This window comes from Pseudomonas sp. RW409, assembly GCF_003184125.1.
Classification (GTDB): Bacteria; Pseudomonadota; Gammaproteobacteria; order Pseudomonadales; family Pseudomonadaceae; genus Aquipseudomonas; species Aquipseudomonas chlororaphis_I.
Window position 1 is genome coordinate 80,460 of the sequence record NZ_QHHP01000004.1, and the last position, 17,835, is coordinate 98,294.

16 protein-coding genes and 1 other RNA gene are annotated in these 17,835 nt (G+C 62.9%); 7 read left to right on the forward strand and 10 right to left on the reverse strand.

Annotation, left to right across the window (positions count from 1 at the left end; all coding sequences use genetic code 11):
* Positions 1-5: 5 nt before the first annotated feature.
* On the reverse strand, positions 6-983 hold the full coding sequence (locus tag DK261_RS02910) for a hypothetical protein (RefSeq protein ID WP_110175267.1): 978 nt from the start codon (positions 981-983) through the stop codon (positions 6-8).
* A gap of 208 nt (positions 984-1,191) precedes the next feature.
* Between DK261_RS02910 and DK261_RS02915 the strand changes: the two genes are divergently transcribed.
* The gene (locus DK261_RS02915) at positions 1,192-1,509 is read left to right on the forward strand and encodes a DUF2388 domain-containing protein (RefSeq protein ID WP_009051394.1); all 318 of its coding nucleotides are present in this window, start codon (positions 1,192-1,194) and stop codon (positions 1,507-1,509) included.
* A gap of 77 nt (positions 1,510-1,586) precedes the next feature.
* Here DK261_RS02915 and gcvP read toward each other — a convergent pair whose 3' ends face one another.
* Positions 1,587-4,460 (reverse strand): aminomethyl-transferring glycine dehydrogenase, encoded by a 2,874-nt coding sequence (gcvP, locus tag DK261_RS02920; protein ID WP_110175268.1) that lies wholly within the window; start codon positions 4,458-4,460, stop codon positions 1,587-1,589.
* A gap of 174 nt (positions 4,461-4,634) precedes the next feature.
* Between gcvP and DK261_RS02925 the strand changes: the two genes are divergently transcribed.
* From DK261_RS02925 to DK261_RS02935, 3 genes are all read left to right on the forward strand, one after another.
* Positions 4,635-5,777, forward strand: a complete 1,143-nt coding sequence (locus DK261_RS02925; protein WP_028683690.1) for a DegT/DnrJ/EryC1/StrS aminotransferase family protein — start codon at positions 4,635-4,637, stop codon at positions 5,775-5,777.
* A 390-nt stretch (positions 5,778-6,167) separates the two neighbouring features.
* A complete protein-coding gene (locus tag DK261_RS02930; RefSeq protein WP_009051397.1) occupies positions 6,168-6,851 on the forward strand; it encodes a hypothetical protein in 684 nt (227 codons plus the stop codon).
* Between the two features lie 219 nt (positions 6,852-7,070).
* Positions 7,071-7,778 carry a hypothetical protein gene (locus tag DK261_RS02935; RefSeq protein WP_110175269.1) on the forward strand — a complete coding sequence of 236 codons (708 nt, stop codon included), beginning with the start codon at positions 7,071-7,073 and terminating at the stop codon, positions 7,776-7,778.
* Between the two features lie 92 nt (positions 7,779-7,870).
* Here DK261_RS02935 and gcvH read toward each other — a convergent pair whose 3' ends face one another.
* The 8 genes from gcvH to DK261_RS02975 form a co-directional block, all read right to left on the reverse strand.
* Positions 7,871-8,254, reverse strand: coding sequence for a glycine cleavage system protein GcvH (gene gcvH / locus DK261_RS02940; RefSeq protein ID WP_009046109.1), 384 nt, complete (start codon positions 8,252-8,254; stop codon positions 7,871-7,873).
* 51 nt (positions 8,255-8,305) lie between these two features.
* Entirely contained in the window at positions 8,306-9,388 is a 1,083-nt protein-coding gene (gene gcvT / locus DK261_RS02945) for a glycine cleavage system aminomethyltransferase GcvT (protein ID WP_009051399.1), read from the reverse strand.
* A gap of 156 nt (positions 9,389-9,544) precedes the next feature.
* Positions 9,545-11,161 carry an iron ABC transporter permease gene (locus tag DK261_RS02950; protein WP_110175270.1) on the reverse strand — a complete coding sequence of 539 codons (1,617 nt, stop codon included), beginning with the start codon at positions 11,159-11,161 and terminating at the stop codon, positions 9,545-9,547.
* A gap of 94 nt (positions 11,162-11,255) precedes the next feature.
* Entirely contained in the window at positions 11,256-12,257 is a 1,002-nt protein-coding gene (locus DK261_RS02955) for an extracellular solute-binding protein (protein WP_016703211.1), read from the reverse strand.
* 208 nt (positions 12,258-12,465) lie between these two features.
* Positions 12,466-13,683 carry a 2-octaprenyl-3-methyl-6-methoxy-1,4-benzoquinol hydroxylase gene (locus DK261_RS02960; protein WP_164485218.1) on the reverse strand — a complete coding sequence of 406 codons (1,218 nt, stop codon included), beginning with the start codon at positions 13,681-13,683 and terminating at the stop codon, positions 12,466-12,468.
* A gap of 121 nt (positions 13,684-13,804) precedes the next feature.
* Positions 13,805-14,992 carry a 2-octaprenyl-6-methoxyphenyl hydroxylase gene (gene ubiH / locus DK261_RS02965; protein WP_101283896.1) on the reverse strand — a complete coding sequence of 396 codons (1,188 nt, stop codon included), beginning with the start codon at positions 14,990-14,992 and terminating at the stop codon, positions 13,805-13,807.
* Positions 14,989-16,323, reverse strand: coding sequence for a Xaa-Pro aminopeptidase (pepP, locus tag DK261_RS02970; RefSeq protein ID WP_009051405.1), 1,335 nt, complete (start codon positions 16,321-16,323; stop codon positions 14,989-14,991). The genes ubiH and pepP overlap by 4 nt, the downstream gene beginning before the upstream one ends.
* A gap of 27 nt (positions 16,324-16,350) precedes the next feature.
* Positions 16,351-16,908 (reverse strand): YecA family protein, encoded by a 558-nt coding sequence (locus DK261_RS02975; protein ID WP_009051406.1) that lies wholly within the window; start codon positions 16,906-16,908, stop codon positions 16,351-16,353.
* Between the two features lie 140 nt (positions 16,909-17,048).
* On the opposite strand from DK261_RS02975, the gene DK261_RS02980 reads away from it, so the two are divergent.
* The 3 genes from DK261_RS02980 (at position 17,049) to ssrS (ending at position 17,781) form a co-directional block, all read left to right on the forward strand.
* On the forward strand, positions 17,049-17,258 hold the full coding sequence (locus tag DK261_RS02980; protein ID WP_007911197.1) for a TIGR02449 family protein: 210 nt from the start codon (positions 17,049-17,051) through the stop codon (positions 17,256-17,258).
* Positions 17,255-17,578 carry a cell division protein ZapA gene (locus DK261_RS02985; RefSeq protein ID WP_007926742.1) on the forward strand — a complete coding sequence of 108 codons (324 nt, stop codon included), beginning with the start codon at positions 17,255-17,257 and terminating at the stop codon, positions 17,576-17,578. The genes DK261_RS02980 and DK261_RS02985 overlap by 4 nt, the downstream gene beginning before the upstream one ends.
* A gap of 24 nt (positions 17,579-17,602) precedes the next feature.
* Positions 17,603-17,781, forward strand: a non-coding RNA gene (gene ssrS, locus DK261_RS02990) — 6S RNA.
* The last annotated feature ends 54 nt before the right edge of the window (positions 17,782-17,835 follow it).

Sequence of the window (17,835 nt, forward strand, 5' to 3'; positions counted from 1 at the left end):
TCCGGCTACCAGTCGACACCCAACCCGGTATTGGGCTTGATCCACAGCACCGCGCCGTTCTCCCTGCGTTGCTGTATCGAGCGCCCGGCATCGAGCGTTTCCCCCGTGCGCAGGTTCTGCGCGGAGTCCGATTTGCTCGGGCTGAACATCAGGGTCCCCGGCGTATCCTGGCGAACCCTCATGCCGCGGGGGTAGTGCCAATCGCCCAGGGTCAGGTCTTGCGCCAGTTGCCCGCTCCAACGTCCCGGTTGCCGCTGCTTGTCGAGATCCAGGCTCAGGCTCGACAGCGCTATCCCCTGGATAACCACCGCCGGTGAAGCCAGACCGATGGTGTCGATGCTGAACCTGCCGTCGTACTGCCTGACCTCGCTGGAGCTCGGCCACTTCACCCCTGCCACATCGGCCCCGGTCACCAGGGTGCATTCAGAGAAGCTCCAGCGGCTCGGCTGCAAGCGGTCCGCGTCGGCAATGTCCAGCGTTACCCAGGTGCCGCCGGCGCAGGGCCAGCCCGCGACGATCTGATCACGGCTCAGCAGCATCTTTGAGAAAGGGCCGCTGCCGTACATCTGCAACTCTGTAACCTCCACACCGTTGATGGTGTGTGGTGCAGCGAATTTGGCGTAATAGAGGCTGCGCAGTCCATGAGGTTGCGGCTGGCCTTGCGAATCCAGAGGTTCAAGTGTTCCCAGATTCAGTTGGGCGCCTGCGGGCAATGGCAGGCCATCAAGCTGCACGTCCTGCTCAAGTTGCGGGTGGAGCGCCTTTCTAAGCTGATCGTCGCTATAGATCTTCCACAGCGTGCAAACCACGATGATTGCGCATACCCCTGCAAGCGCACCGAAGTGCAGGGGCTGACGACGCATCCGGTGTCGGAAGGCCGGAATGAGCCAGGCTATCAGCAGCAAGGGAAGTCCGATAAAGGACAGCAACACCAGGTTCAACAGGGTTGCGTAGATCATCGCGCCAAAAATCAAGGCCAGCATCCGTGCAGTCGAGAAAGTCGCCCATGGTGTCAAATGCCACCCCTGCGTTCCAGCACATTGACTCAATACCGAGGTGCAGCGGTCGCTCCCGAAGAGCTCGTTCGGCCCCTGTCCACGCGGGCGAAAGCTTGTTGCAGCAGCAGGGAACTCAATTGGGCCAATGCCTATCAAAGGGCTCAGTTTTCCCCCCTAGCTGGAGTCACCCACCATGCGTTTCAAAACAGCTGTCGCCACCCTGGCCCTGCTTTCCCTGCCTGTAGGTTCGGCAATGGCCGACAGCTTCTGGCGTAACATCCTTTCCACCGGTGCCACCACCGCTTCCACCTACCTGACTTCCAAGGATCACAAGCTGGTCGCCGCCGCCCAGGACGACGCCAGCAGCTTCGTCGCCAGTGAAGGCAGCATCCGCGGTCCGTACCTGGAAGCCGCGATGCAGAAAGTCCGTGCCGACAACCCGGGCCTGCAGGCCACCGACATGGAGCTGGCCAACGCCATCCTGGCGAAAAACGCCATCGCCCAGCAGTGACCGCCAGCCGGTAGCCAGGCTGACGCAACGAAAAATGCCGCTCACAAGAGCGGCATTTTTTTGCCCGCCGTTCGAGCTCAGCGGTAGGCATCCACCGGTACGCAGGCGCAGAACAGGTTGCGGTCGCCGTAGACATTGTCGACCCGGTTCACCGTCGGCCAGTACTTGTGTGCCCTGGCGTGGGGGCTGGGGATCACCGCCTGCTCGATGCTGTAGGGCCGCTCCCAGACTCCGGCGATGTCCGCCAGGGTATGGGGCGAACGCTTGAGCGGGTTGTCTTCGGCCGGCCAGTTGCCTTCCTGGACCTGGGCGATCTCGGCGCGAATGCTCAGCATCGCCTCGATAAAGCGGTCCAGCTCGGCCTTGGACTCGCTTTCGGTGGGCTCCACCATCAGCGTGCCCGGCACCGGGAACGACATGGTCGGCGCGTGAAAGCCGTAGTCCATCAGGCGCTTGGCCACGTCCTCTTCGCTGATGCCGGTCTGCGCCTTGAGCGGTCGCAGGTCGAGAATGCATTCGTGGGCGACCCGGCCATTGCGCCCGCTGTAGAGCACCGGAAAGGCCCCGCTCAGGTGCTCGGCCAGGTAGTTCGCGGCGAGGATCGCCACCTCGCTGGCATCCGCCAGCTGCGGCCCCATCAGGGCGATGTACATCCAGCTGATCGGCAGGATGCTCGCGCTGCCCCAGGGCGCCGCGCTGACCGCGCCGTTCTGCGGCAGCGGCCCGTCGATGGTCACCACCGGGTGGTTGGCCACGAACGGCGCCAGGTGCGCCCGCACGCCGATCGGCCCCATGCCCGGGCCACCGCCGCCGTGGGGAATGCAGAAGGTCTTGTGCAGGTTCATGTGGGAAACGTCGGCGCCGATATCGGCCGGCCGCGTCAGCCCGACCTGGGCATTGAGGTTGGCGCCGTCCATGTACACCTGGCCGCCGTGGCTGTGGATCACTTCGCAGATCTCGCCGATGCCCTCCTCGTACACCCCGTGGGTCGAAGGATAGGTGGCCATCAGGCACGCCAGGTGTTCGCCCGCGGCCAGGGCCTTGTCCTTCAGGTCTTGCAGGTCGACGTTGCCGGCGTCGTCGCAATCGACGATCACCACCTGCATCCCGGCCATCTGCGCCGAGGCCGGGTTGGTGCCGTGGGCCGAGGCGGGAATCAGGCAGATGTTGCGCTCTCCCTGCTGGCGGCTCTCGTGGTATTTGCGGATCGCCAGCAACCCGGCGTACTCGCCCTGGGCCCCGGAGTTGGGCTGCATGCAGATCGCGTCGAAGCCGGTAATGGCGCATAACCAGCGCTCCAGTTCCTCGATCATCAGCGAATAGCCGAGTGCCTGCTCCGGCGGGACAAAGGGATGCAGGTTGGCGAAACCGGGCCAGGTGATGGGGATCATCTCGCTGCTGGCATTGAGCTTCATGGTGCAGGAGCCCAGCGGGATCATCGACTGGTTCAACGCCAGGTCCTTGTTCTCCAGCTGCTTGAGATAACGCAGCATCTCGGTTTCGCTGTGATGGCTGTTGAACACCGGATGGATCAGGTAAGGCGTGCTGCGCAGCAGGTCCTGGGGAATGCCCGGGACCAGGCTTTCAGCGTCCAGTTGCGCGACGTCCAGGCCGTGGTCGGCGCCGAGGAACACATCGAACAGGCGGGCGACGGTATGCTCGTCGCAGGTTTCATCCAGGCTCAGGCCCAGGTGCCCGCGCCCGAGGATCCGCAGATTGATCTGCGCGGCCTTGGCGCTCTCGATGATGGCCGTCTGGCTACCGCCGACCTCCAGCGTCAGGGTGTCGAAGAACTGCCTGTTCAGCCGCTCGATGCCCTTGCGCTCAAGGCCGGTGGCGAGGATGCAGGTCAGCCGGTGGACACGCTGGGCGATGCGCCGCAGACCTTCCGGACCGTGATAGACCGCGTAGAAACTGGCGATATTGGCCAGCAGCACCTGGGCCGTGCAGATGTTCGAGTTGGCCTTCTCGCGGCGGATATGTTGCTCGCGGGTTTGCAGGGCCATGCGCAGCGCCACATTGCCCCGGGCATCCCTGGACACGCCGATGATCCGCCCCGGAATCGCCCGCTTGTACTCTTCGCGACTGGCAAAGAACGCCGCATGGGGCCCGCCGTAGCCCATGGGCACGCCAAAGCGCTGGGACGAACCGAACACCACGTCGGCCCCCAGCTCGCCCGGCGGCGTCAGCAGCAACAGGCTCAACAGGTCGGCCGCCACGCAGGCCAGCGCCTGCTGCGCATGCAGGTGATCGATCAGCGGCCGCAGGTCGCGAATCTCGCCGTGGGTGTCCGGGTACTGCAACAAGGCGCCGAACACCTGGTGCTGCTTGAGGTTGTCCAGGGTGTCGACCACCAGTTCGAAGCCGAACCCTTCGGCGCGGGTCTGCACCACCGAGAGAGTCTGCGGATGGCAGTTCTGGTCGACGAAGAACAGATTGCTTTTCGACTTGGCCACGCGCTTGGCCAGGGCCATGGCTTCGGCGGCGGCGGTCGCTTCGTCCAGCAGCGAGGCGTTGGCCAGCTCCAGGCCGGTGAGGTCGATGGTCAGTTGCTGGAAATTGAGCAGGGCTTCGAGCCGGCCCTGGGCGATTTCCGGTTGGTAGGGTGTGTAGGCGGTGTACCAACCGGGGTTTTCCAACACGTTGCGCAGGATCACCGTGGGGGTCAGGGTGCCGTGATAACCCATGCCGATCAGGCTGGTCCAGACCTGGTTCTGCTCGGCATAACCGCGCAGCTTGGCCAGGGCGGCCTGCTCGTCCAGCGCCGGCGGCAGGTCCAGCGGACGGTTGAAACGGATGCCCGGCGGCACCGTCTGTTCGATCAGCTCGACCCGGCTGCCCAGGCCCAGGCTGTCGAGCATCGCTTGCTGCTCGGCGGCGTCGGGCCCGAGGTGACGCCGCAGAAAGGCATTGGGATCGCGTAACTGGCTCAAGGACGGCAACTGGGACATGACGGGCTCTCTCTCAGGCGGCGCTCGGCGTCGATGGAACACGGTCAAAGCAGCATAGCAGCCGATCCCGGACGCCGACGGTGTGGCACCCCGGGCCAACCGGTAGCATGATGCTCGACTCCGGCGCGGCCCGCCGCCCTGCCTCGACCTCTGCTTATCGGGTACCCCATCGTCATGAGCCAGCTGCCTTTCCTGCCGTTCTCCAAACCCACCATCGATGAAGCCACCATCGCCAGCGTCGGCGAAGTCCTGCGTTCGGGCTGGATCACCAGCGGGCCCAAGGTCCAGGCCTTCGAAGCGCAACTCTCGCAGTATTGCGGCGGGCGCCCGGTGCGCACCTTCAATTCCGGCACCTGCACCATGGAGATCGCCCTGCGGATCGCCGGCATCGGCCCTGGCGACGAAGTCATCACCACGCCGATTTCCTGGGTGGCCACGGCCAACGTGATTCTCGAAGTCGGCGCCACCCCGGTGTTCGCCGACATCGACCCGGTTACCCGCAACATCGACCTGGCCCAGGTGGAAGCGGCCATCACGCCACGGACCAAAGCCATCATCCCGGTATTTCTCGCCGGCCTGCCGCTGGACATGCCGCGCCTGTATGCCCTGGCGCGCAAATACGGCCTGCGGGTCGTGGAAGACGCCGCCCAGGCGCTGGGTTCGAGCTGGAACGGCGAGCGCATCGGTGCCGGCGGCGACCTGGTGTCTTTCAGCTTCCAGGCCAACAAGAACGTCACCTGCAGCGAGGGTGGCGCCCTGGTGCTGAACACCGCCGAAGAGGCCCGCCTGGCGGAGAAGTACCGCCTGCAAGGCGTGACTCGCCACGGCTTCGATGGCCTGGACGTGGACGTGCTGGGCGGCAAATTCAACATGACCGACGTCGCGGCCGCCATCGGCCTGGGCCAGTTCGCCCATCTCGAAGCCCTCACCGCGCACCGCCGCGAACTGGCCCGGCATTACTTCGAATGCTTCGGCAGCGGCTTCGAAGCCCGCTACGGCGCCCAGCTGCCACCAGCAGATTTCAGCAACAGCAACTGGCACCTGTTCCAGCTGGTACTGCCGCAGCGGCATGACGGCAAACCGGCGCGGGCGACCTTCATGGAGCAGATGCAGGAACGCGGGATCGGCATCGGCTATCACTACCCGCCGATTCACTTGCTAAGCCTGTACCGCGAGCGCGGTTTCAAGGAGGGGATGTTCCCGGTGGCGGAACGGGTAGGACGACTGATCGTCTCGTTGCCGATGTTCACAGCCATGAACAAGGGCGATGTTGAGCGCTCGGTAGCGACGGTGAAGGCTGTCTTGCAAGATGCATAAATAAATAGATACCCAGCCCTTGAACGGCTGGCTTGTGCAATATTCAAGACGCTCAATGCCCAGGCATTGGGCGTTTTTATTTCAGCAATAAATACAGTTGCCAATAGTTATATAAGTGTCCACTTGTCCGATCCTTTGCGCCAAAAACCAGACTCCCGGCAAGACTCACTTTAATCGCACACATAAACACATGATAAATCAGCACGAACCAATGCATTAAATTTCCGAAATACAGACGACTTTCACAACAATAGCCAATCATTCTATAGGTCAACTTTCCGCCTGCTATGTTTACTTATGACTGCGCCTTGGAAACAAAAGGCCATTACGCAGTTGAAAAGACCGTTACAAAATCCATGTTTCAATTTACTCGAAATGGAGTTCACAGAAATGAGCAGCCAACAAATAGTTGTATACATCGAAGAAGAACAGTTGATTGCGCAAAAGAACAACAACTACAGCCTCTATCTGGCCAAGAAAGTAAATAATGACTTTACTGTCATCTGGCAATCAAAAGGCCCCGTTGCGACAGTCAACAACCCTAGTTACCAATATAGAAACACCTTTGATATCGCCACCCCGTCGTTCATGGTCAACTTCACCAATGACCCGGTCAGCAGCGGCGATGTCACCTTCACCTCCGGCGGGAAAAACCTGCCCATCAGCACCGGCCAGACCACGACGCTCGATGCGAACGGCGTGTTCACACCGGCCAAGAATGGCGGCGTCCCCTCGGATGTTCTCATCAAAAATGAGCTGCAAGGCAATCCGCATGCAATCCTCCTGGATTCCAACGGCAACAACATCTGGGTGAACCGTCAGAGCGGCATGAACATCGGCCCTGCGACGCTGACACCAAAGAGCCAATATCAACTCTGGTTCGGCAACATTCAGGAAACCGGTTCGTTGATCGCCATCAACCTGTCCAACCCCTATGTAGCGACCCTGCAGGATGGCGGCAGCGTCACCATTACCTACACCGACAGTGGCACCTGGGTGACCGGCGAACCGGCCAGAGTCCTGAGCGCCTCCGAAGTCAGGGCACTGCACGCCAGGCTCGGGATCGCGGCCTAGTCCGCCGGGCGGATCGAGCATCGGTTGCGCGAAGGACATAGAGCACTGCGCGATGCCATTGGCAGTCTTCCGTTCGCAAGTTCCGCTCATGCAAGAAAACCCTGTATATCGTAGATCTACAGGGTTTTTTATTGATGGTGTCGAAGCCATAGTCGAACGGGCCAGGTGGAGTCGAGACTCTGTGCCTGAATCATCCACAGGATGAGCGTGAGATTAGCCATGAGTAAGCAAACCATAATTGTCTATATTGAAGAAGAGCAACTTGTTGCACAAAAGATAAACAATTACAGCCTCTACCTGGCCAAGAAAGTAAACAGTTCCTTCACTGTCATCTGGCTTTCAAAACCACCATTCACCGCCCCCAACCAACCGACGTATCAATACAAGAACATCTTCAATATCACCAATGATTCCTACATGGTGAATTTCACCAATACACCGCTGCAAGAAGGAGACGTCAATTTTACTTCAGGCGGAAAGAACCTACCCATCAACACAGGCCAGATAACCACCCTGGATCAATATGGTGTATTCAGCCCTGCAAAGAATGCTGGAACGCCAGGAGATGTTTCAATAAATAACGAACTTCTGGCCAACCCCAGCAATATATTGTTGGACTCCACCGGACTCAGTCTCTGGGTGAACCGCTCAGGTGGCATGAATATAGGCATAACCACCATGACCCCCAAAAACGAGTTTCAACTATGGTTCGGTCCGGCCCAAGCGGCGGGTTCGCTGATCCCCAGCAACCTGTCCAGCCCTTACAACATCAGCGTGAACGACGGAGAAACCAAAACCGTCACCTACACCAATCAGGGCGCCTGGGTTAGCGGCGCACCCGCGGCGAGTTTGACGGCAGAAGAAGTGGCAGCGCTTCACATCAGGGTGAACAAAGCCGTGCTGCGGGCCAGATCGCTCCGCCGCTAGGCCAGCCCCAGACGTCGCCTGCAAACGAAAAACGCCGCGTACCCGATAAGGGCAACACGGCGCTCTTGTAGCGGATTCGCTTCCGGCAGGGGTTATTCGCCGATAGCGGCCTTATAACCGGCTGCGTCGAGCAGCTTCTCAAGGTCAGCAGCGTTGGCCGGCTTGAGCTTGAAGATCCAGGCGCCGTACGGGTCGCTGTTGAGCAGCTCGGGGCTGCCGCTCAGGTCTTCGTTGACCGCGATCACTTCACCGGCCACTGGCGCGTAGATATCGGAAGCGGCCTTCACCGATTCCACCACACCGGCCTGGTCGCCAGCGCCGAAGACATTGCCGACTTCGGTCAGCTCGACGAACACCACGTCGCCCAGGGCTTCCTGAGCGTGGTCGCTGATGCCCACGGTCACGGTGCCATCGGCTTCCAGACGGGCCCATTCGTGACTTTCGGCAAAACGCAGGTCAGCAGGGATATCGCTCATGTTCTGTGTCCTCAAGAAGAAATGTCAGCGGTCGATCCCGCCGGAAATAAGTTAGATCAAGGTCTTGCCATGACGCACGAAGGTCGGTTTTACCACCCGGACCGGGTACCACTTGCCACGGATTTCCACTTCTGCACGGTCGGCGGTAGCCATGGGCACCCGTGCCAGGGCGATCGATTTGCTAAGCGTAGGAGAGAAACTACCACTGGTGATCTCTCCTTCGCCAACATCGGCGATGCGCACCACTTGATGGGCACGCAGCACGCCGCGTTCTTCCAGCACCAGGCCGACCAGTTTGTGCTTCACCCCACCCGCGCGCTCGGCCTCCAGCGCGGTGCGCCCGATGAACTTACGCGACGCCGGTTCCCAGGCGATGCTCCAGGCCATGTTGGCCACCAGCGGTGAAACCTCCTGGTGAATGTCCTGGCCGTACAGGTTCATGCCGGCCTCCAGGCGCAGGGTGTCCCGGGCGCCGAGGCCGATCGGCGAGATGCCCGCGCCGACCAGATCGTTGAAGAACGCCGGGGCCTGGTCGGCCGGCAGGACGATTTCCAGGCCATCTTCACCGGTGTAGCCGGTGCGCGCGATGAACCAGTCGCCATCGGCCTGGCCTTCGAAGGGCTTGAGTTGCTGGATCAGCGTGCCGCGCGACTGGGTCACCAGCTCGGCGATCTTGTGGCGGGCGTGGGGCCCCTGGATCGCCAGCATCGCCAGCTCGGAGCGTTCGTGCAGTTGCACCTGGAAATCGCCCAGCTGCGCGTGCATCCAGGCCATGTCCTGGTCACGGGTGGCGGCGTTGACCACCAGCCGGTAACCGGCGTCGGTGCGGTAGACGATCATGTCGTCGACAATGCCGCCGTGCTCGTTGAGCATGGCGCTGTACAAGGCCCTGCCGGGGCTTTGCAGGCGTTCGACGTCGTTGGCCAGCAGGTGCTGGAGCCAGGCCTTGGCCTGGGGTCCGTCGACATCGATCACGGTCATGTGGGATACATCGAAAACCCCGCAATCGCGTCGCACCTGATGGTGCTCCTCGACCTGCGAGCCGTAATGCAGAGGCATATCCCAACCGCCAAAATCGACCATCTTCGCGCCCAGGGCGAGATGAAGGTCATACAGAGGCGTGCGCTGTCCCATGGGTTTCTCCTTCCGGGCGTGGCGAAGGTGCGGGCGGTCGCCGTATGAGCTGAAAGCCTTGAAATAGATGGCTCTCAGACAATTCAAGAGACCCGATCAGAAAGATCGACCGCACCGAATGCCGCGCATTGTAGCCGCAAGGTGTGACACTGGCACCTAACCGATTCGATGAGCGGAGCGTCGGATCAGTCCGATCACCGGCAGCAATCCCACCAGGACCAGGGTCAGGGCCGGCAACGCGGCACGCGCCCATTCGCCCTCGCTGGTCATCTCGAAGATCCGCACCGCCAGCGTGTCCCAGCCGAACGGGCGCATCAGCAGGGTGGCGGGCATTTCCTTGAGCACATCGACGAACACCAGCAACGCCGCGCTCAGGGTGCCGGGCAGCAAAAGTGGCAGATACACTTTGAAAAACAGTCGTGGTCCACTGACCCCCAGGCTGCGCGCCGCTTCCGGCAGCGACGGGCGGATCCGCGCCAGGCTGCTTTCCAGCGGCCCGTAGGCCACCGCGATAAACCGCACCAGATAGGCCAGCAGCAACGCCGCCAGACTGCCCAGCAGCAAGGGTTTACCCGCCCCACCGAGCCAGCCCGACAGCGGGATCACCAGCTCGCGGTCCAGATAACTGAAAGCCAGCATGATCGACACCGCCAGCACCGAACCCGGCAAGGCGTAACCCAGGTTGGCCAGGCTGACGCCGGAACGGATCGCCCGGGTCGGTGCCAACCGTCGGGCGAACGCCAGCAGCAGGGCCACGCTGACCGTGATCAGGGCCGCCATGGCGCCCAGGTACAGGGTGTGCAGGATCAGCCCGGCATAACGCTCGTCGAGATCGAAGCGGCCACGCTGCCAGAACCACACCACCAGTTGCAGCACCGGGATGACGAAGGCACAGGCGAACACCAGCGCGCACCAGCTTGTGGCCGCCAGGGCCTTGATGCCATGCAGGTGGTACAGCGCCTTGCCCCGTGGCCGCTCGTTGCCGGAGCGACTGGCGCCGCGGGCGCGACGCTCGCCGTACAGCACCAGCATCACCGCCAGCAGCAACAGGCTGGCCAGCTGCGCGGCGCTGGACAGGCTGAAGAAGCCGTACCAGGTCTTGTAGATGGCGGTGGTGAAGGTGTCGAAGTTGAACACCGCCACCGCGCCGAAGTCCGCCAGGGTTTCCATCAGCGCCAGGGCCACACCGGCGCCGATGGCTGGCCGCGCCATGGGCAGGGCCACGCGCCAGAACGCTTGCCAGGGCGTCTGCCCCAGCACCCGCGCGGCCTCCATCAGGCCTTTGCCCTGGGCCAGGAACGCGGTGCGCGCCAGCAGATACACATAGGGATAGAACACCAGCACCAGGACCAGGATCACCCCGCCGGTGGAACGCACCCGCGGCAGGCGCAGGCCCGTGCCGAACCATTCGCGCAGCAGGGTCTGCACCGGGCCGGAAAAATCCAGCAGGCCGACGAAGACAAAGGCCAGCACGTAGGCCGGAATCGCAAAGGGCAGCATCAGCGCCCAGTCCAGCCAGCGCCTTCCGGGAAACTCGCAGAGGCTGGTCAGCCAGGCCAGGCTCACCCCCAGCAGCGTCACGCCCACACCGACGCCCAGCACCAGGGTCAGGGTGTTGCCCAACAGGCGCGGCATCTGGGTCTCCCACAGGTGCGACCAGATCTGCTGGTCGACCACCTGCCACGACAGCAGCAGCACGCTCAGCGGCAGCAGCACCAGGGCGGCGACGGCAAAAACCAGCGGGTACCAGCGACGTTGGGCGGGATGGGCCACGAAAGACTCTCGAGCGGGATGGATCAATAAAAGGCAATGGCGAACCGGCTAAACAAAACGCCCCGCAAAGGCGGGGCGCAGTATAACCAGCGGATCAGTTCCAGCCAGCACGGTCCATCAGGCGAATGGCCTCGGCCTGACGCTTGCCGGCGACTTCCACCGGCAGGGTGTCAGCCACGAACTTGCCCCAGGCGGCCACTTCAGCGGACGGCGGCACGCTCGGGTTGGCCGGGAACTCCTGGTTCACGTCGGCGAAGATCTTCTGCGCTTCCTCGGTAGTCATCCACTCCACCAGGGCCTTGGCGGCTTCCGGATGCGGAGCGTGCTTGGTCAGGCCGATGCCCGACAGGTTGACGTGCACGCCGCGATCGCCCTGGTTCGGCCAGAACAGTTTGACCGGCAGATCCGGCTTCTGCTTGTGCAGGCGGCCGTAGTAGTAGGTGTTGACGATGCCCACGTCGCACTGGCCGGCGTTGATCGCCTCGAGCACCGCGACGTCGTCGGAGAACACGTCGGTGGACAGGTTGTTGACCCAGCCCTTGACGATTTCTTCGGTTTTCGCCGCGCCATGGGTTTCGATCAGGGTCGCGGTCAGCGACTGGTTGTAGACCTTCTTCGCCGTGCGCAGGCACAGGCGGCCTTCCCACTGCTTGTCAGCCAGGGCTTCGTAGGTGGTCAGCTCGGACGGTTTCACCCGCGCGGTGGAGTAGGCGATGGTCCGCGCCCGCAGGCTCAGGCCGGTCCAGGCGTGCGAGGCGGCGCGGTATTGCAGGGGGATGTTGGCGTCGATCACCTTGGAGGTGAACGGCTGCAGGATGCCCATCTGCTCGGCTTGCCACAGGTTGCCGGCATCGACGGTGAGCAGCAGGTCGGCGGTGGCGTTCTCGCCCTCGGCCTTGATCCGCTGCATCAGCGGCGCTTCCTTGTCGGTGATGAACTTCACCTGGACCCCGGTTTTCTGGGTGTAGAGATCGAAGACCGGCTTGATCAGCTCGTCGATACGCGAGGAGTAGACCACCACTTCGTCGGCTGCCTGGACAGTACCGCCAATGAGGGTGAGGGCCAGGGCGGTCAGTAGACGCTTCGGTGCCAACATGGGAGCGGTCTCTCGAAATCAAAGGGGAGTAAATGATAAGGACTACTATTTAGCTTCTCAAACTGAACCGGCGGCCGAGGCGTTACGAGATGTTGCATAACCCGTCGAGGGAACATTGGCCGGGCGATCCGATCGCGAGCAAGCTCGCTCCTACAGGGGGAGCGCCGATACTGTAGGAGCGAGCTTGCTCGCGATGAGGCCATTGGGATCAGGCCTTGGCCAGTTCCGGCAGATCCCCGGTGAGGCCCAGTGCCTGGCGCACGAACAGCGCCTTGGCCTCGGGCATCTGATCGACCATTTTCAACCCGGTGTTACGCAACCAGCGCAGCGGCAGCGGATCGGCCTGGAACAGCCGCTCGAAGCCCTCCATCGCCGCCATCAGCGCCAGGTTGTGCGGCATGCGCCGCCGCTCGTAACGGCTGAGCACCTTGGTGTCGGCCAGGCGTTCGCCGCGGCTGGCCGCCTGCAGCAGCACCTCGGCCAGCACCGCGGCATCGAGGAAGCCCAGGTTGACCCCCTGCCCGGCCAGCGGATGGATGGTATGAGCCGCGTCGCCGATCAGCGCCAGGCCTTCCGCCACGTAACGCTTGGCATGACGCTGGCGCAACGGCACACAGAGCCGCGGATCGGCGCTCAACACCGCGCCCAGGCGGCCTTCGAAGGCGCGCTCCAGTTCTCGGCAGAAATCGCTGTCGTCCAGCGCCATCAGGCGTTCGGCCTCGCTGGGCGTGGTCGACCAGACAATCGAGCACCAGTCATGCTGACCGTCGCGCTCCAGCGGCAGGAAGGCCAGCGGGCCGTTGTCGGTGAAACGCTGCCAGGCGGTCCTCTGGTGTGGCTCGGCGCAGCACACGCTGGTCACGATGGCGTGATGCAGGTAATCCCATTCGCGGGTGGCGCAGCCGGTCAGGCGCCGCACTGCCGAGTTGGCGCCATCGGCGGCGATCACCAGCGGCGCGCGCAGGCTGCGGCCATCGGCCAGGGTCAGCAGCCAGTCGTCGCCGGAACGGCGCATCTGCTCCAGGCGGGCATTGGCCAGCAGGCCGATGTCGCAGTTGTGCAGGCGCTCCAGGAGCGCGTCCTGGACCACCCGGTTTTCAACGATGTGGCCCAGCGCCTCGGCATGCACGCTGGCGGCCGAGAAGTGAATCTGCCCGGTGCCGCTGCCATCCCAGACCTGCATCTCGGCATACGGGCTGCTGCGCCGCCGGGTTACCCCTTCCCAGACACCCAGGCGCTCGAGAATCCGCTGGCTGGCCGCCGACAACGCGCTCACCCGCGGCTCGAACGGCGCTTCGCTGTCGAAGGGCTTGACCTTCAGCGGGCTGCCATCGAGCAGCAGCACTTCCAGGCCGCTGTCCTGCAACGCCAGCGCCAGGGCGCTCCCGACCATTCCGGCCCCGACAATCAGCAGATCTGCACGCATTTCCATGCTTTAAGCCTGTCTCGCTTGCGGCTTGAGCCGCACGTAAAGGGTTTTGTCGAGCCGCGCTGCCTGGCTGCCGACACTGTGCTGGATTTCCATGCCCGGTCGCGGGCTCAGCCACTCACGCATCGGGACGGGTACCCAGGCCCATGGCTTGCCGGGCGAACCAGCGCTTGGCCGGCGGCAGCAGGTCCAGGCCCAGCAGCCCGATATTGCGCCCCAGGGACACCAGCGGCAGCTTGCTGCCGAACAAGCGGGTGACCTGGTCGGAGAAGCCCACGGTCAGGTCCTGGTCCAGGCGCTGCCGCTCGCGGTAGGCCTGCAAGATGCTGAAATCGCCGGGCGGCGTCGGGCTGACCAGCAAGGCATCGGCCAGCGCCTGGGCGTCACGCAACGACAGGTTGAAACCCTGCCCGGCAATCGGGTGCAGGCTGTGGGCGGCGTTGCCCAGCACCACCAGATGAGGGCGCACCTGCTCCTCGGCCTCCACCAGCGACAGCGGATAAAGATGCCGCGCACCGACCTGTTTCAGGGTGCCCAGGCGATAACCGAATATTCCCTGCAATTCGCTGAGGAAGCTGCGATCATCCAGCGCGGCCAGGCGCTGCGCGTCCATGCCCAGACGGGTCCAGACCAGCGCGCAGCGGTTCTCCGGCAGCGGCAGCAGGGCCATCGGGCCGTCGTCGGTGAAGCGCTCGAAGGCCATGCCGTTATGGGCTTCGCTCGGGGTGATATTGGCGATCAGCGCGCTCTGGTTGTAGGGGCGCTTTTTCACCCCGATACCCAGTTGCTCGCGCAGCCCGGAGCGACCGCCGTCGGCCAGCACCGCCAGCTCGCAATCCAGGCTGGTTTCATCGTTGAGGGTCAGGCGATAGCCGTCTTCCAGCGGCTCCATGCGCGTGACTTCGGCCGGGCAGCGCCAGCTCACCACGTCCTTGTCCAGCCCCTGCCAGAGGCATTGGCCGAGCCAGGCGTTTTCCACCACATAACCCAGGGCGGGAACGCCCTCCTCCATGGCCGACAGCCGCGCGGTGGAAAACCGTCCACGGTCGGAGACATGGATCTGTTTGATCGGCTCGGCGCGACGGGAGATTTCCTGCCACACACCCAGCCGTTGATAGATCTGCCGCGCGCCGAACGACAGCGCCGAAGAACGCGCGTCGTAGCTGGGCTGATAGGTATCGCCCGGAGCGAACGGCTCGATCAGCACGATTTTCCAGCCGCGCTCCTTGGCGCCGGCCTGCAAGGCCAGGGCCAGGCTGGCACCGACCAGGCCACCGCCGATGATCGCCAGATTGACCCGGTTCATGCTGCATGGCTCCGTGCGGCGGCCATCAGGGCCTCGATCTCGGCCACGGTCTTTGGCACGCCACCGGTGAGAATTTCACAGCCTTGCTTGGTTACCACCACGTCATCCTCGATGCGCACGCCAATGCCGCGCCATTTCTTCGCCACGTTCTGATTGTCCGGCGCGATGTAGATACCCGGCTCGACCGTCAGGGCCATGCCGACTTCCAGCACCCGCCATTCGCCGCCGACCTTGTACTCGCCGACATCATGCACATCCATGCCCAGCCAGTGGCCGGCGCGGTGCATGTAAAACGCCTTGTAGGCTTCGCTGGCGATCAACTCGTCCACCTCGCCTTCGAGCAGCCCCAGCTTGACCAGCCCGGCGGTGATCACCTTGACGGTCGCCTCGTGAGCCTGGTTCCAGTGCTTGTTCGGCGCGATCTCGGCAAAGGCGGCTTCCTGGGAGGCCAGCACCAGCTCGTAGATCGCCTTCTGCTCGGCGGAAAACTTGCCGTTCACCGGCCAGGTGCGGGTGATATCGCTGGCATAACAATCGATCTCGCAACCGGCGTCGATCAGCACCAGATCGCCGTCCTTGAGCAACGCGTCGTTCTGCTGGTAATGCAGGATGCAGCTGTTGCGCCCGGCGGCGACGATCGAGCCGTAGGCCGGCATCTTCGCCCCGCCCCGGCGGAACTCGTAGTCCAGCTCGGCTTCCAGGCTGAACTCGTACAAGCCGGCGCGGCTGGCCTGCATGGCCCGAATATGGGCCTGGGCGGAAATCCGCGCGGCCTCGCGCATCACCTTCACTTCCGCCGCCGATTTATACAGGCGCATGTCGTGCAGCAGATGATCCAGGGCAACGAATTCGTTCGGCGGCTGGGCGCCCAGGTGCGCCTTGGAGCGGATCACATTGATCCATTCCATCAGGTGGCGATCGAACTCGGGGTTGCTGCCCATGGCCGAATACACCCGGTCGCGGCCTTCGATAAGGCCCGGCAGGATGTCGTCGATATCGGTGATGGGAAAGGCATCGTCGGCGCCGTAATCGCGAATCGCGCCTTCCTGGCCAGCCCGCAGGCCGTCCCAGAGTTCACGCTCGGCATTGCGCTCGCGGCAGAACAGGATGTACTCGCCATGCTCGCGACCGGGCATCAGCACGATCACCGCCTGGGGTTCGGGGAAACCGCTGAGGTACTGGAAATCGCTGTCCTGGCGGTAGACATGCTCGACGTCGCGGTTGCGGATCGCCACCGCGGCAGCCGGCAGGATCGCGATGCTGTTGGGTTCCATCTGCGCCATGAGCGCCTTGCGGCGGCGGGTGTATTCCGATTTCGGGATATGGATCATGGGCAGACGGATTTCCCTATCGAACGATCAGTGCAGAGAAGGCTTGGCGGCCGGTTCAACCGTCTTGTTGGTCTCGGTAAACAGCAGCAGCGGGGCGACCCGCAGGTATTCCATCACTTCCATGTAGTCGCTTTCGCCGTCGTCGGACTCTTCCAGTGCGTCCTGGACCTGGGCGATCGCCGCAAGGTCCTGCAACACTTCCGTGGCCTCGGCGCTCAGGGCGCTGCTGTCACGGGAGTTCAGGCCAAAGCCGGTGAGGAAACCCTGGCACCATTGACCCAGGGCCGCGGCGCGCTCGGCCAGCGGAGCGTCGTCGGTGGGCAGCAGCAGAACGACGGTCATGTCGTCGCTGGTCAGCTCGCCCTTGACCATTTCCTGCAGGCCGATCAAGGCGTTGCGAACATTGTCCTGCGGCTCGCCTTCGAGCAGTTCGGCGGCGTCGATCAGCCAGCCGTCGACCTCGAAGCCGGCGCCGGCGCAGCTGCGACCCAGCAACAGGCCATGCAATTCGGCAGGCGAGACAGGGTGACCGCTGCTGCTGAGCAGGGTGGCGAAGGCGTTGTACGGGGAATTCTGAATGGGCATGGGTAGCTAGGCGCCAAGCGGCGCAATGTCTAGAATGGAGGCCTTGTATCCTAGCATCGGCAGACGCGCCAAGACCATCGAGGCCGTCAACTCGTTTGCCCGGGCAGTTGCCACTCATCAGACAAATCCAGTGGGATCCAATGGAAGACACCGATCTGCAAGCGCTGATGGCTAGACTCGAACTGCTAATTGGCCGGGTCGAGCAACTAAAGAGTCAAAACGCACTCTTATTAGCTCAGGAAAAGACTTGGCGCGAGGAACGCGCGCACCTCATTGAAAAAAACGAAATCGCCCGGCGTAAGGTCGAATCGATGATTTCGCGCCTCAAGGCCCTGGAGCAAGACTCATGAGTTCAAGCAATAGCGTTACCGTGCAGATCCTCGACAAAGAGTATTCGATCATCTGCCCCCAGGAAGAACGTAGCAATCTGGTGAGCGCCGCCCGGTACCTGGATGGCAAGATGCGTGAGATCCGCAGCAGCGGCAAAGTCATTGGCGCCGATCGTATCGCCGTGATGGCCGCCCTCAACATTACCCACGATCTGCTGCACAAGCAGGACCGCCCTGACGTGCAAGCCAGCGGTTCGACCCGCGAACAGGTGCGCGATCTGCTCGAGCGCGTGGATCTGGTGCTTGCCACCGACACCGATACAACCAAGGCTGATTCCTGAGGGTGGTTGCGGTATAATCCCCACCACTCCCTGGGGTGCTTGCCAGTTGGCGATGTCCCTGAGCCGATTCGCACTACCCTGGAAGTTGCACGTTGGGCCGGTGTGCATGTCCGCTAGACGGAAAGCCTTAACGCCTACTGCATCTTCCGCCTTGAACTTTCGGGTTCAAGGGCTAAGTCGACAGCGGTTCATCCGGGGAGCCTGAATTCAATACCAATGCCAGTTATGCAAATAGCTGGCATTGTTTTTTTCGGCTC

What these genes read in the sequence shown, in the direction of transcription:
- DK261_RS02930 (WP_009051397.1), top strand. Translation starts at nt 6,168, where the DNA reads ATGAGCAGCCAACAAATAGTTGTATACATCGAAGAAGAACAGTTGATT.
- DK261_RS02925 (WP_028683690.1), top strand. Translation starts at nt 4,635, where the DNA reads ATGAGCCAGCTGCCTTTCCTGCCGTTCTCCAAACCCACCATCGATGAA.
- gcvP (WP_110175268.1), bottom strand. Translation starts at nt 4,460, where the DNA reads ATGTCCCAGTTGCCGTCCTTGAGCCAGTTACGCGATCCCAATGCCTTT.
- DK261_RS02910 (WP_110175267.1), bottom strand. Translation starts at nt 983, where the DNA reads ATGCTGGCCTTGATTTTTGGCGCGATGATCTACGCAACCCTGTTGAAC.
- pepP (WP_009051405.1), bottom strand. Translation starts at nt 16,323, where the DNA reads ATGATCCATATCCCGAAATCGGAATACACCCGCCGCCGCAAGGCGCTC.
- gcvH (WP_009046109.1), bottom strand. Translation starts at nt 8,254, where the DNA reads ATGAGCGATATCCCTGCTGACCTGCGTTTTGCCGAAAGTCACGAATGG.
- DK261_RS02980 (WP_007911197.1), top strand. Translation starts at nt 17,049, where the DNA reads ATGGAAGACACCGATCTGCAAGCGCTGATGGCTAGACTCGAACTGCTA.
- DK261_RS02985 (WP_007926742.1), top strand. Translation starts at nt 17,255, where the DNA reads ATGAGTTCAAGCAATAGCGTTACCGTGCAGATCCTCGACAAAGAGTAT.
- DK261_RS02915 (WP_009051394.1), top strand. Translation starts at nt 1,192, where the DNA reads ATGCGTTTCAAAACAGCTGTCGCCACCCTGGCCCTGCTTTCCCTGCCT.
- DK261_RS02955 (WP_016703211.1), bottom strand. Translation starts at nt 12,257, where the DNA reads ATGTTGGCACCGAAGCGTCTACTGACCGCCCTGGCCCTCACCCTCATT.
- ubiH (WP_101283896.1), bottom strand. Translation starts at nt 14,992, where the DNA reads ATGAACCGGGTCAATCTGGCGATCATCGGCGGTGGCCTGGTCGGTGCC.
- DK261_RS02975 (WP_009051406.1), bottom strand. Translation starts at nt 16,908, where the DNA reads ATGCCCATTCAGAATTCCCCGTACAACGCCTTCGCCACCCTGCTCAGC.
- DK261_RS02960 (WP_164485218.1), bottom strand. Translation starts at nt 13,683, where the DNA reads ATGCGTGCAGATCTGCTGATTGTCGGGGCCGGAATGGTCGGGAGCGCC.
- DK261_RS02935 (WP_110175269.1), top strand. Translation starts at nt 7,071, where the DNA reads ATGAGTAAGCAAACCATAATTGTCTATATTGAAGAAGAGCAACTTGTT.
- gcvT (WP_009051399.1), bottom strand. Translation starts at nt 9,388, where the DNA reads ATGGGACAGCGCACGCCTCTGTATGACCTTCATCTCGCCCTGGGCGCG.